Source organism: Providencia sp. PROV208, from assembly GCF_028479465.1.
GTDB lineage: Bacteria > Pseudomonadota > Gammaproteobacteria > Enterobacterales > Enterobacteriaceae > Providencia > Providencia alcalifaciens.
This window is the reverse complement of record NZ_JAMPNS010000004.1, coordinates 235,982-250,026: the sequence shown is the minus strand read 5'-3', so window position 1 is coordinate 250,026 and position 14,045 is coordinate 235,982. Positions and strand designations below refer to the sequence as shown.

General features: G+C 44.9%; 7 protein-coding genes and 2 pseudogenes. 6 read left to right on the top strand and 3 right to left on the bottom strand.

The features are described 5' to 3' along the window. The first annotated feature begins 12 nt into the window (after window positions 1-12). The 6 genes and pseudogenes from PR766_RS04515 to glgP all read left to right on the top strand — a co-directional run bounded on the left by PR766_RS04515 (window position 13) and on the right by glgP (window position 11,144). On the top strand, window positions 13-1,686 hold the full coding sequence (locus PR766_RS04515; RefSeq protein ID WP_006662492.1) for an alpha-glucosidase: 1,674 nt from the start codon (window positions 13-15) through the stop codon (window positions 1,684-1,686). Window positions 1,687-2,069: 383 nt separating this feature from the next. Continuing rightward, window positions 2,070-3,972, top strand: a pseudogene (glgB, locus tag PR766_RS04510) (1,4-alpha-glucan branching protein GlgB); the annotation flags it as partial. After that, a pseudogene (gene glgX / locus PR766_RS04505) lies at window positions 3,959-5,889 on the top strand (glycogen debranching protein GlgX). The pseudogenes glgB and glgX, both read left to right, overlap by 14 nt. A 9-nt stretch (window positions 5,890-5,898) precedes the next feature. Beyond that, window positions 5,899-7,209, top strand: coding sequence for a glucose-1-phosphate adenylyltransferase (gene glgC, locus PR766_RS04495; protein ID WP_006662489.1), 1,311 nt, complete (start codon window positions 5,899-5,901; stop codon window positions 7,207-7,209). A 10-nt stretch (window positions 7,210-7,219) separates the two neighbouring features. Beyond that, on the top strand, window positions 7,220-8,707 hold the full coding sequence (gene glgA, locus PR766_RS04490; protein WP_154636255.1) for a glycogen synthase GlgA: 1,488 nt from the start codon (window positions 7,220-7,222) through the stop codon (window positions 8,705-8,707). Then, on the top strand, window positions 8,700-11,144 hold the full coding sequence (glgP, locus tag PR766_RS04485) for a glycogen/starch/alpha-glucan family phosphorylase (RefSeq protein ID WP_154636256.1): 2,445 nt from the start codon (window positions 8,700-8,702) through the stop codon (window positions 11,142-11,144). Before glgA ends, glgP begins: the two co-directional genes overlap by 8 nt. A gap of 106 nt (window positions 11,145-11,250) precedes the next feature. On the opposite strand, the gene PR766_RS04480 is transcribed toward glgP, so the two are convergent. The 3 genes from PR766_RS04480 to PR766_RS04470 all read right to left on the bottom strand — a co-directional run bounded on the left by PR766_RS04480 (window position 11,251) and on the right by PR766_RS04470 (window position 14,027). Then, window positions 11,251-11,808: a DUF6630 family protein gene (locus PR766_RS04480; RefSeq protein WP_006662486.1), complete on the bottom strand. Its 558-nt coding sequence runs from the start codon at window positions 11,806-11,808 to the stop codon at window positions 11,251-11,253. A gap of 88 nt (window positions 11,809-11,896) precedes the next feature. Then, a complete protein-coding gene (locus tag PR766_RS04475; RefSeq protein WP_006662485.1) occupies window positions 11,897-12,280 on the bottom strand; it encodes a VOC family protein in 384 nt (127 codons plus the stop codon). A gap of 61 nt (window positions 12,281-12,341) precedes the next feature. Further along, window positions 12,342-14,027 carry an ABC transporter permease gene (locus PR766_RS04470; RefSeq protein ID WP_154636257.1) on the bottom strand — a complete coding sequence of 562 codons (1,686 nt, stop codon included), beginning with the start codon at window positions 14,025-14,027 and terminating at the stop codon, window positions 12,342-12,344. Between the last annotated feature and the right edge of the window lie 18 nt (window positions 14,028-14,045).

The window sequence follows — 14,045 nt, the reverse complement described above, 5'->3', positions numbered from 1 at the left end:
AGGAGAACGCAAATGACTCAAGCATGGTGGAAATCCGCTGTGGTATACCAAATCTATCCAAAAAGCTTTTATGACTATAATGGCGATGGCATCGGCGATCTGGCGGGTATCACCGCCAAGCTCGATTACATCCAATCCTTGGGCGCTAACGTCATTTGGTTATGCCCTATTTTTGAATCTCCAATGAAAGACAATGGCTATGACATTGCTAACTATGATTGTGTCGACCCCATTTTTGGCGATAACGACGACCTTGATGAACTGATACGCCAAGCCGCGCAGCGAGGGATTAAAATACTATTAGATTTGGTGCTCAATCACTCTTCTAACCAACACCCGTGGTTTAAAGCCGCACTTGCCGATCCTCAAAGCCCGTATGCAGATTACTATCAATTTATCGAATGGGATCATCCTACACCTCCGAATAATTTACGGACATATTTTGATTGCCCTGTTTGGACGCAGGTTCCCAATAGCACGCGCTGGTACTTTAATTCGTTTGGTCCTGAGCAGCCTGATCTCAACTGGGAAAATCCACAATTACGCAAAGAAATTATTCAGATGATTAATCGTTGGATAGCTAAAGGTGTTGCTGGGTTCCGTATTGATGCCATTGGAAATATTAAAAAATCCACTGAAGCACTTTCACCTCATCAATTCCCTGCAGATCGCGAAGATGGTTCCGCCTCTTTAGTTCCTTGGGTCGTCAATCAGCCAGGGATCCATGATTTTTTAAAGGAACTCGCCTGCCAAACGTTCCATCCCGCCAATGTCATGACCGTTGCCGAAATTGATGTTCCTCCACATGACTTAGTCGACTATATCGGTGAAGATGGCGCATTTTCCATGGTATTCGACTTTAGTATTGCAGACCTCGATATTGCAAAGCAGCCTCCTTTTTCCATTTCTCCAATCACCGCTGAGCGTTTAAAACCCGTATTTTTCAACAGCCAGCTAACAACTCAGCAAGTAGGCTGGGGTGCGCCTTATTTAGAAAATCATGATCAGCCACGCTCACTGAATAAGTTTCTAAACCAGCATGCTAAAAATCCATTTGCGGCGAAAATGTTGGCCACTTTCTTACTGACTCAGCGTGGAACACCATTCATTTATCAGGGGCAAGAAATTGGCATGACTAACTGCCCAATGACTTTAGATGAGCACGATGACCTCCACCTCTTCAAACTTTACCAATGGGGCAAGCATCAAGGGTACAGCGAGCCCACTATGATGAGGTATTTTGACCAACGCAGCCGTGACAACGCACGAACTCCCTTCCAATGGAATAACGCATCACAGGCTGGATTCACGACGGGAACCCCATGGCTAAAAGTCAATCCTAACTACCCTGAAATCAATGCCGCAGCTCAGCAACAGGAGCCGGATTCACTGTTTGCATTTTACCAACAGTTAATTCACCTTCGCCGCCATTCCGTCATTAGCCCCATTCTAGTAGACGGTGAATTTTCAGCGATTGATGCCCCCGCATCCGTGATAGCTTATCGTCGAACGCTAAATTCGCACTCGATTGATATCTATTGTAATTTTAGTGATAAGCCTCAGCCTATTCGCCAAAATTACGCTAAGGTACATTTAAATAACATGGCGACAATTAGCGACCACAATCAGCAAATTATCTTACAACCCTATCAATCAATAATTTTTGAGGTAGAGAAAAGTGAATAATTAAATACCCCACTCATAATCAGTGTAATTAAAGATATATTTTCACCCGTAAATTTGAAATAGCGCATAGTCGGGTGATATATCTAAAATAATGATTTTAATTACGGTGAATATTATTAATTGATAACTTAATAATACTATTAAAAAACAAATTAAATCATTGTTATTTAAGGAATTAAATTCAATCCAAAGCTAAATATGTGAAGCCTATCAAATACAAATTAAATAATTTAAGTAAAGTCTAAACAGCTCACTTTACTTTTTTTAAGGTTATTTATTTGCCAAATAAAAATTATGACGTTATTCCAAGAATAACTTCACGGTGTCGTACTGCGAATATTTCAGACGCAGAGACCCAAACAATTCACAAGCACACTGATGGCTTTGGCACACTCATTCGAGACATAGATGGTTGGCTACTGGCAGAAGGCACCCATCTACGTCCCTATGAATGTCTTGGTGCCCACCCTATCAACTTCGACGGTGTTGATGGGGTGATTTTTTCTGTTTGGGCGCCCAATGCTCAACGTGTTGCTGTTATTGGAGAATTTAACCAATGGGATGGACATATTCATCCAATGGTATTACGTCATGAGGTGGGGATTTGGGAACGGTTCATCCCAGAGGCTCAGATTGGGCAATCTTATAAATATGAACTGCAAGATAGCCGAGGCTATCGGCGAATAAAAGCAGACCCTTACGCGATAAAAAGTGTGCTGTTTCCCCATGTAGAATCCGTGGTGACCTCACTGCCTAAAAAATATATTCAGCCACAGTCGACCTTGGCATCAGCACCATTATCAGCACCAATTTCTATTTATGAAGTTCATTTAGGCTCATGGCGTCGACACAAGCACAATAATGGCTGGCTAAGCTATCGACAATTGGCGGAACAACTCATTCCTTATGTCGCCGAAATGGGCTTTACCCATCTTGAGTTTTTGCCCATCAGCGAACATCCCTTTGATGGCTCTTGGGGTTACCAGCCTATTGGATTGTATTCCCCAACTTACCGTTTTGGCAGCGTGGATGATTTTCTCTATCTGATTCAAACTGCTCACCAATATCACCTCAAGGTCATTCTTGATTGGGTACCTGCGCATTTTCCCACGGATGAATATGGATTAGTGCAATTCGATGGCACCGCACTCTATGAATACGCTGATCCTCGTGAAGGCATTCATCAAAATTGGCATACGCTGATTTATAACTACAGCCGCTATGAAGTGGCTAATTTTTTGGCAGGTAATGCCTTGTATTGGATTGAACGTTTTGGGATTGATGGGTTACGTGTTGATGCTGTTAGCTCGATGATTTATCGAGATTACAGCCGCAAAGAGGGAGAATGGATTCCTAATAAATGGGGAGGGAAAGAGAACCTCGAAGCTCTCGATTTTTTACGCTATACCAATCAAATCATCAAAGAAAATTGCCCTCATGCGCTAATGATAGCGGAAGAATCGACGGCATTTCCCCTCGTCACTAGTTCCGTAAAAAAACAGGGCTTAGGTTTTGATTTTAAATGGGATTTAGGTTGGATGCACGATACGCTCAGCTATATGTCCCTTGACCCAATCTACCGCCAATACCACCACCAACAAATGACCTTTGGTATGTTTTACGCCCACAATGAACACTTCGTTTTACCCCTTTCTCACGATGAAGTGGTACATGGAAAAGGGTCACTGCTGAACAAGATGTCCGGTGATACATGGCAAAAGTTTGCCAATCTACGAGCTTATTACGGGTTTATGTGGGGGCATCCGGGTAAAAAGTTGTTGTTTATGGGAGGCGAGTTCGCACAAGAGCGAGAATGGGACCATGACACAGGTCTTGATTGGCACCTATTAGAGCCCGAACATGATGACTGGCACACGGGTGTACAACGCCTTGTTCGTGATTTAAACCATTGCTATCGCCGCTATCGTGCACTGCACCAGCTCGATTATTCTTCAGGGGGGTTTTGAATGGTTAGTCGTTGATGATCATCAAAACTCTGTATTTGCTTTCATACGCCGAGATGCCAACAACCATGAAATTCTGGTTGTGGCAAATTTCACCCCGATTGTTCGACATAATTACCGTATTGGCGTGCACCATCCGGGCCATTATCAAGAGATCATCAATACAGATTCCCATTATTATCGCGGCAGTAACGTGGGTAATCGAGGCGCCATTTCAACCCAAGCAATTGCCTCTCATGGCAAAGAATATTCTCTGAATTTAGTTCTCCCTCCTCTCGCCACCTTGTACTTAAAACGGGAGCAGACTAATGACGACATTTAATTTTCACCAAGGTCAGCCTTACCCTCTTGGTAGCCATGTTGATGAGCATGGTGTGAATTTTGCGGTATACAGCGAGCATGCAGAACACATTGATCTTTGTGTATTGAACCCTTTCGGCGACGAAACTCGATATCCTCTCCATCAAGGGGATAACCACATTTGGCATGGTTATTTAGCTGGAGCAAAAACGGGTCTGCATTATGGGTACCGTGCCAGAGGAAAATGGGTGCCGCTAATAGGATTACGTTTCAATCATCATTGCCTACTGATTGATCCTTACAGCCGAGCCCTAGCCGATAAGCAATCCCCTTACTCCATCGTTAATCACGAGCCTTATGACTGGCGAGATGATATTCGCCCCAACACCCCGTGGTCTAACACCGTCATTTATGAGGCTCATGTTCGCGGGCTCACGCAATTACACCCTGATATTCCCTCAACATTGCGTGGTAGCTACGCCGCGATTGCTCAACCTTGCATTATTCAGCATTTAACGAATCTCGGGATCACCGCACTTGAACTACTTCCAGTGCAATTTCATCTTGATGAACCCCATTTACAAGCCCGTCAATTAACGAATTATTGGGGTTATAACACTCTCGCGCCATTTGCCATTGAACCTCAATACTGGTCTGGGCTCGAAGGCTCTACACCCTTAAGTGAATTTCGCAATATGGTTAAGACGTTACACCGCGCAGGTATCGAAGTTATCCTCGATATCGTCTTTAATCATACTGCCGAACTCGATGACTCAGGACCCTGTTTATCTTTTAGGGGATTAGATAATCCCACCTATTATTGGTTAAATCATCGTGGGGAATATCTCGATTGGACGGGCTGCGGCAATACCCTGAAATTAGACCATTCCGCTGCCATTCAATGGGTGTTGGATTGCCTGCATTTTTGGGCTATTGAATGCCATGTTGATGGATTTCGCTTTGACTTAGCCAGCGTGCTTGGAAGAACACCAATATTTAACTCACACGCTTCATTACTCAATGCCATCACTCAAGACCCTATACTCAATCAGCTGAAACTGATTGCTGAGCCGTGGGATCTCGCCAGTGATGGCTACCAATTGAGTCAATTTCCCAGCCCTTTTGCTGAATGGAACGACCGCTTTCGCGAAGATATCCGACGCATTGTTTTGCATCAGGATGTTCCTATTGGCATCTTGGCAAGCCGATTAGCCGGTTCACGGGATTGCTTTTTTCAACCTCACCATTCTAGTTTTGTCTCCATTAATTACATCACCGCACACGATGGCTTTACGCTACGGGATCTTGTCAGTTTCAATCACAAGCATAACGAGGCTAATCATGAAAACAATCAAGATGGTCACGACCACAACAACAGTCACAATCATGGTTTTGAAGGGCTCAATGCCCCAGAGGAGATTCTTGTTGAGCGCCAACAGAGTCAGCAACATTTGTTAAGCTTGCTTTTATTGTCACTCGGAACCCCCATGTTACGCGCAGGAGATGAACTAGGGCACAGCCAACAAGGCAACAATAACGCCTATTGCCAAGATAACCCAATCAGTTGGATCAATTGGCAAGAAGCCGATAAGAACCTGATGGCATTTACGACTCAATTGATCGCCTTACGTCAACAAATTCCGCACTTATATCAGGGGAATGGTGGCACTCTTTAGCTCCCAACAAAACCGTTGAATGGCTGAATGCACAAGGTATGCCGGTCACTCTTGAGCAGTGGCAGCACTCGTATCCACTACAAGTATTACTGTCAGGGCAATGGCTGTTACTCATAAATTTTACTGAACAACCTCATGAGATGACGCTTCCCCAAGGGGATTGGCAAATTGTTGCCCCTTTTCATCATCATTCACTCAGCCCCATTCCCCCAAAAACCTTCGTGGTTATGCAACGCCACAGATTTTTGCCAAGCGCTTATTAAGGAAGTGATATGCCTGAGAATACGCCATTTTATTCCTACCCAAACTCTATACCGCGTCAATGGTTAGCCAAGGAGCTCCCTAACAATACTGTGGCGCTCATATTGGCTGGCGGTAAAGGAACTCGCCTCAAAGCCCTCACGCAAAAACAACCCAAGCCTTCACTTCATTTTGGGGGGAAATTTCGAATTATTGATTTTACTTTATCCAATTGTATTAATTCAGGTATTTATCGAGTGGGTATCCTCACACAATACTATTCCCATTCTTTAATTCAGCATATTCAACACAATTGGTCATTCCTCCATGGCAAACCCAATGAATTTATTGAAATCCTTCCTGCACAGCAAAAACAGCACACCAAAGGTTGGTATCAAGGTACTGCAGATGCCATCTTTCAAAATTTAGATGTGATTAGTCACTACCAAGCCAAATACATCATTGTATTAGCGGGAGATCATATCTATAAAATGGATTATTCTCGCATGCTACTCGACCATGTCGAAAAAGGCAGCCAATGCACCGTTGCCTGTATTGAAATCCCGTGTAGCCAAGCTTCTGAATTTGGCATTATGGATATTAATGACGACGAGCAAATCCTTAATTTTATTGAAAAACCTCAAATTCCCCCTTCTATTCCGGGTAAACCTTATGCCGCGCTAGCTAGCATGGGGATTTATGTCTTTAATGCTCAATATTTGTACCAACTACTCGCTGAAGAGCAAGACCAACAGAACACCGAACATGACTTTGGCAAAAACCTGATCCCAAAAGCGGTACAACAAGGTAAAGCTTGGGCACACCCCTTTAGTCGCTCCTGTGTCTACTCTGATTTTAATGCAGGCGCATCCCCCTATTGGCGGGATGTTGGCACTATCGATGCCTATTGGAGAGCCAACATTGATTTAGTCTCTGCCAAACCCGCCCTTGATATGTATGACCCTAATTGGTCTATTCAAACAGGTCATTCTTCCCTTGCCCCTGCTCGATTTATTCAGGGAGAAACACACCATTCACCCATGCTTATTAACACATTGATTAATGCAGGATCCATTGTGGAGGATGCCAAGATAACTAACTCAGTGATCTTTCAAAATGTCCGCATTAACGCTCACAGCCAACTCGATGCCTGTGTGATCCTGCCTGATGTATCTATCGGGCATGCTTGCCGCTTACAACGCTGCATTGTCGATAGTGGCTGTATTCTGCCAAATCAGTTAATCGTTGGCGAAGACCCACTATGGGACGCTCAGCATTTCTATCGTTCGGAAGGAGGCGTGGTCCTGATTACCCAAGAAATGCTTGACAATCTTGCAGCCTAAAGGAGGTTTTATGCGCATACTGCATGCTGGCTCAGAACTTTTTCCGCTGCTCAAAACGGGCGGTTTAGCAGATGTGCTCGGTGCACTACCTCAAGCTCAAATCGCCGAGGGCGCCGATGTGCGCCTCGTCTTGCCCGGTTTTCCTGCGTTACTCGATGCCATTCCTCACACAGTAGTGGGTAGTCAAATCCACACGTTTGCTGGTCCTATCACATTACGTTTTGGCACCTATGATGGTGTAGGCATCTATTTAATTGATGCGCCTCATTTATATCTGCGGGCAGGAAGCCCCTACCACGATAACAACCTGCATGAATATCAAGACAACTACTTACGTTTTGCCCTATTAGGTTGGATAAGCAGCGAACTTGCCTGTGGATTTGATGTCACTTGGCGACCTGAACTTATTCATGCTCATGACTGGCATGCAGGGCTTTGTGCGGCTTATCTCGCCGCCAGAAATTACCCTGTGCCCTGTGTCTTCACGGTACATAATCTGGCATACCAAGGGCTATTTTCTGCCAACCATTTTCCAGAATTGCAGCTACCTCATACGTTTTATTCTCCCGAAGGCTTAGAGTTCTATGGGCAAATTTCTTACCTCAAAGCGGGATTGTTCTACGCCTCTAAAATTACCTTTGTTAGCCCCACCTATGCAAAAGAAGTGACGATCCCTGAATATGGTTACGGGCTTGCCAGTTTACTCAAACAAAGACAATCTCAAGAGAGTATCTTGGGGATCTTAAACGGAGTGGATTACCAAGTTTGGGATCCTCAACTTGACCCTCTGATCCCGCACAATTACGGTCGTCAAAACATGCTGGGTAAAGCCATCTGTAAAATGACTCATCAACGTGAAAATCAGCTCAGCGTCACCGACAAAGTGCCACTCTTTGGCGTCGTTAGCCGTCTAAGTACCCAAAAGGGACTTGATCTGTTGCTAGAGGTGATCCCCGACCTATTACACCAAGGCGGGCAACTTTCGGTATTAGGCAGTGGCGATACCAATTTACAACTCGCATTTGAACAATTAGCCCGTCAATATCCCAAACAGGTTTCTGTCTTGATTGGCTACGATGAACTTCATGCCCATAAACTGATTGCAGCAGCTGACGTGATGGTGGTTCCCAGCCGCTACGAACCTTGCGGACTCACTCAACTGTACGGCCTGAAATATGGGGCTTTACCACTCGTTCGCCACACAGGTGGGCTAGCTGATACGGTCACAGATTGCTCCCTCGAAAATTTAGCCGACCGGACGGCGACAGGTTTTGTATTCCATGACTACCACGGTTATCGCTCACACCATGGAAAAACCACCGAACTCCATCATGCTATTCGCCGTGTCTTTGCACTTTGGAATGAACCCACTCGTTGGAAGCGCGTTCGTCGCCAAGGCATGCGAATGAACTTTAGCTGGCACGCTTCTGCCCAAAAATACCTTGCGTTGTACCAAAGTTTAATCGCCCCACAGGTAGGAGGATCGGAAAATGAATGACCCATTTATCATCAAAAATCGCGAACAACGAATCAATGCCCTCGTCGATTCAATTCAAACTAAATTAAAGTTTATGATTGGTAAAGATCCGATTATTGCGACACAACATGATTGGCTCAATGCGATTTCCTACGCCATTCGCGATTTAACGGTCGACCGTTGGTTACGTGCCATTCGTCGTTCACTGTCCCAATCGGATCGTGCCGTCGCGTATCTATCCATGGAATATCTAATAGGTCGAACCCTCTCTAATACCTTATTAAATTTAGGCATGTATGACGATGTTGCTGGTGCCTTGAAGAAAATGGGCTTTGAACTGAATGCCATTTTGGAAGAGGAAGATGACCCTGGTTTGGGAAATGGCGGTCTAGGACGTCTTGCCGCCTGTTTCTTAGACTCGCTGGCAACCTTAAAGATCCCATCGGTCGGGTTTGGAATTCGCTATGAATATGGCATGTTTCAACAGAACATTATTGATGGACAACAAGTGGAGTCCACCGACCGCTGGTTACAATACGGAAATGCATGGGAATTTCCCCGCTACAACCTTAGCTACAAAGTTCGCTTTGCGGGGCGTCTCCAGCAAGAAGGCAAGGTGACTCGCTGGATAGAAACCGAAGAAGTACTCGCTCGCGCCTATGACCAAATCGTGATGGGCTACGGCTGTGACGCCACAAATACCCTACGGCTGTGGTCAGCCCACGCCACAAATGAAATGAACATCAGCAAATTTAATCAAGGGGAATACTCCGCGGCATTTGAAGATAAAAATTTTTCAGAGAATGTCTCTCGCGTGTTATACCCCAACGACTCAACAGAATCAGGCAAGATTTTACGCCTTGGGCAAGAGTATTTTTTAGTTTCGGCTACCTTACAAAACATCCTTGATGTTCATTACCGAGTCCATGGCACCTTGCATAATCTTGCGGATAAAATCGCTATCCATCTCAATGATACACATCCTGTTTTAGCCATCCTTGAATTAATGCGCTTACTGATTGATGAGCATGAATATACATGGGAAGCCGCATGGCAAATGAGTGAAAAAATCTTTTCTTATACGAATCATACATTGATGAGTGAAGCGCTAGAGCGCTGGTCGGTGGATCTTCTTGGACGCTTGCTTCCCCGTCATTTGCAGATTATTTTTGAAATTAACGACCATTTTCTCACTAAAATTAAACAGCGTTACCCTAATAATCCAGAATTATTAACTCGGCTTTCCTTGATTGATGAATCCCATGGACGCTATGTACGCATGGCATGGCTCGCCGTTGTTGGCAGCTACCGAGTGAATGGCGTTTCTCAACTGCATTCTGAGCTAATGATCCAAGAGATCTTTGCTGATTTTGCCAAAGTATTCCCTAAACGTTTTTGTAATATCACCAATGGCATCACCCCGCGCCGTTGGCTGGCGCTATGCAATAAACCGCTTGCCAGCCTGATAGATGAAACCATCGGCGAGCACTGGCGAGAAGATCTCACTTTACTTTCACGCTTACAACAACGTACCGATTTCCCGTTATTTATTGAACGATTAAAAACCTGCAAGTTAGAGAACAAAGTAGCTCTCGCCAGTTATATCGCGAATCACTTAAATATTATCGTTGATCCTCACGCCTTATTTGATGTGCAAATCAAACGTATCCATGAGTATAAACGTCAGCTACTCAATATTTTACAAGTGATCGGGCGCTATCACCGTATGTTGCGACTTCCTGAAAAAAACTGGGTGCCTCGCGTGGTGATCTTTTCGGGAAAAGCAGCCTCATCCTACGTTAACGCTAAAATGATTATTCGATTAATCAACGATGTCGCACAAGTGATTAACCATGATGCTCGCATCAAAAACCGCTTAAAAGTGATTTTTATTCCGAATTATAGCGTGAGCTTAGCCGAACTCATTATTCCCGCGACGGATCTCTCTGAGCAGATATCCCTTGCAGGCACAGAGGCGTCAGGAACCGGCAATATGAAATTTGCCCTTAATGGAGCACTGACGATCGGGACATTAGACGGCGCTAATATTGAGATCCGCGAACATGTCGGCGAAGAAAATATATTTATATTTGGACATACCGCAAAACAAGTTGAAGCACTCCGTGCGCAAGGTTATGACCCTCGTAAAATTTACCAAGAACACGAAGATCTCCATGATGTGCTGAATTCGCTAGTCTCCGGCGTTTTCAGTCCAAATGATCCAAATCGCTATTATGCTCTCTACGATTCTCTTATTAATTTCGGGGATTATTACCAACTTCTCGCCGATTATCATTCCTACGTCCAAGCCCAAGATGCCGTTGATAAGTTATATCAAACACCTAACTTATGGGCTCAAAAAACCCTGTGCAATATTGCCAATATGGGCTATTTCTCTTCCGATAGAACCATCAAAGAATATGTCGAGAAAATATGGGACATGAAACCAAACTCATAAGAAAAGCACCGCCACACAGGAAAATGCGCGGAAATGGTGAAAATATCAACCTTAACGAGAAGGCAGAAATGGCGGGAATACGAACAGTATTCCCTTGTTGCTATGGTTATTCGCTGTAATCGACTTCCTCGTCATTTAGCTCTACCATCACGTCGAAATGTTCCATGATATCCATAAACGGCTCGAAAATGCCGGAAGGAATTAATATTTCATGGTAAGCATCGTTACCGGAAGTCAGACCCAATAAATAGTAACCAAGACCTTGTAATTGCTGATTAGCGCGAACAAAAATTTGGTCTGGTCTTAAATCGTTTTTAGGGTCTTTAACGGCAAAATCTAACTGAATATCCAATCCTTCACACTCAAGCGCGCTGTCCAAAAAACCCACCGCAGACTCGCTGTCTTTCCAGTCGATCCAAAAGCTATTTCCCATATTTGATCTGACAATCAGGTCCGCCATTAAATAGCCAACCTCACCCTCTTCAATACTTTCCACAAATCCCTCCTCATCTTCGCTGATCCACTCGTTGAGTTCCTCCTCAAACGAAGAGATATCCGTGGCAGCATTCTCTGCTGAATGGGGATTTAACAGTGCAGCCAACTTGGTGATCATTGGCATAATGTCATTATAGTGGTCGACAGTTTCGGGGTTCATGCCCTGCATAGAGGATCCTTATTTTTAGCGTAATTAGCTGTATTTTCACTAAAATAGGTTATTCGGTATATCGACTAATTCCGATATTTATAGTGAGTTAACCCTGAACTGGCGTGCAGATTTCAATCAAGAAGCCATTAAGGTCGTGCACATAACCGATGGTTTGCCCCCACGGCATGTCTTGCGCATCTTGAACTAACTCCGCACCTGCGTTCACGGCTTGATGCAACGCTTTTGGGACATCATCGGTCTCAAAAGCCAGCTCAAAAACCGGGGCGCTAGGGTTAGGTGCGACCGCGCCTTTACCGAGTTGATTCATCAATGCTAACGAAGAAAAAGAAATTGTCGTGCTGCCAGTATCCAGCTCCCCATAATCACCGCTTTCATGGAGAAACGATTTTTTAAAACCAAAAGCTCGTTGGTAAAAATCGAGGGTTTTCTCAACATTCTCGACATACAAAATAGCGTATTTAAATTTCATGTTTTTTGCTCCGCTAATAGGCTATTCAATCATCAGTTTCGTACTGTGGCATGAATTCCCGTTAACGGCTATACCGCTGCTGAATATATTGTGCGCATAGCATCAAGACCAAGCTTATGAGTACAGCAAGACAAGCCATCGCCATGCCGCTACCAATCGAACCTTGCTCAAATTGACGCCACACAAAAATCGATACCGTTTGCATGCCCGCAGGAGCCAGTAACAGCGAGGAAACTAACTCTCGCGATGCCACCGCAAACACCAACATCATCGCAGCCACGAGACTTGGCAAGACTAACGGAAACAAAATTAATCTGAGTGAGCGCATCACTCCCGCGCCATGAACCCGTGCCGCATCGGATAAGCTACCGCTAATTTGCGTCAATGCTGCACTGCAATAACGTACAGGGTAAGGCAATAATAAGCAGCTGTAAGCCAGCAATAAAATCCCCCACGTATGGTATGGAGAGACAGGCCAAAACGGTTGATTCCAGGCAAGAATAAGCCCAACAGCAACCACAATGCCTGGAATAGCAATCGGCAGTAACGAAAGCCCATCGAGTAATGAAGCACCGCGAATACGCTGCGCTACCACCAGCCACGCACACAAAAATCCAAGTACGCCTGTCAATATTGCCGTTGCTGTCGCAAGAGACACGCTTGTCAGTAATGCATCAAGTGCTTCTGTGTGGCTATTCAGTAACCCAGAAAAATGTCGTAATGTCAGGTTATCGAATGTTAAGCCCCCCGATACTGTGTTGGAAAATGCCGTGCCCAACATGGCGAGTAATGGCATACCAACCGCACAAAGCGCTACGAAAGAAAACAAACATACAGCGGGAATGCGCCAAATACCCAGAGAGCGTGTCACCAATGCCGCGGCTTTGCCCGTATTAGTCGCCACATTACGCCCAGACACTAAGGCGCGTTGCAGTGTATAGGCCAATAGCGCCAAACTGGCTAACACCAACGACAGCGATGCCGCTCCCGGTAAATCAATCGGCCAATCAGCAAGACGTTGTTCAATATCGGTTGTCAAAACTCGGATACCATTCGGTGAGCCAATTGCTGCGGGGATCCCATATTCTTCAATCGCTAAAGTGAAAACCAGCAATAAACCTGCGGCAATCGAAGGCAAAGAGAGCGGCAATGTCACCCGTAGAAATGCCTGCCATGCGGATGCGCCATGAACTTGTGCCACATCCGCCAGACGGTTGCCATTTGCCGCCATACTGCGGGAGACGGCAAAGTAGAGAACAGGAAATAAATTCAATGACATAATCACCACCATTCCCCCAAGGGAAAACAGTGCGCTACCGGGGCTAATGCCAAACAATTGTTGAGAATAACCATTCGGTTGCAGGGTTAACATCCATGAAAGCCCTGCGATATAAGGCGGAATTAAAAATGGAATCAAAAACAGTAAATCCCAAACACGAGCAAAAGGCAGATTAAATAAGCCACGCACAGCCCCTAATGGGATGGCGATAACAGCACTCACCAGCGCCACGCCTAAACCCAATAAAAAGGTATTTTGTAGCAAGCTTGCCAGTTCCTGCTCATTAAATAGATGGATAATCGGCTGGAAAATCTGGCTGAAATCCCCTTGTCCAAAATGCGGAAATAGCGCTTGTAACACAATAAAAATCAAAGGAATAATCACTAAAATCGCCAAAGCGATTAATACCGAAAATGGCAATAAACGACGTGTAATCATCAGTAAATCAGCTCCTGCTGGGTCGCTCATTGCCACCCAGCGGCGAGA

Bases quoted from the DNA above. Each gene is read 5' to 3' on its own strand.
- glgP (WP_154636256.1), top strand. From the start codon at position 8,700: ATGAATGACCCATTTATCATCAAAAATCGCGAACAACGAATCAATGCC.
- glgA (WP_154636255.1), top strand. From the start codon at position 7,220: ATGCGCATACTGCATGCTGGCTCAGAACTTTTTCCGCTGCTCAAAACG.
- glgC (WP_006662489.1), top strand. From the start codon at position 5,899: ATGCCTGAGAATACGCCATTTTATTCCTACCCAAACTCTATACCGCGT.
- PR766_RS04475 (WP_006662485.1), bottom strand. From the start codon at position 12,280: ATGAAATTTAAATACGCTATTTTGTATGTCGAGAATGTTGAGAAAACC.
- PR766_RS04470 (WP_154636257.1), bottom strand. From the start codon at position 14,027: ATGAGCGACCCAGCAGGAGCTGATTTACTGATGATTACACGTCGTTTA.
- PR766_RS04515 (WP_006662492.1), top strand. From the start codon at position 13: ATGACTCAAGCATGGTGGAAATCCGCTGTGGTATACCAAATCTATCCA.
- PR766_RS04480 (WP_006662486.1), bottom strand. From the start codon at position 11,808: ATGCAGGGCATGAACCCCGAAACTGTCGACCACTATAATGACATTATG.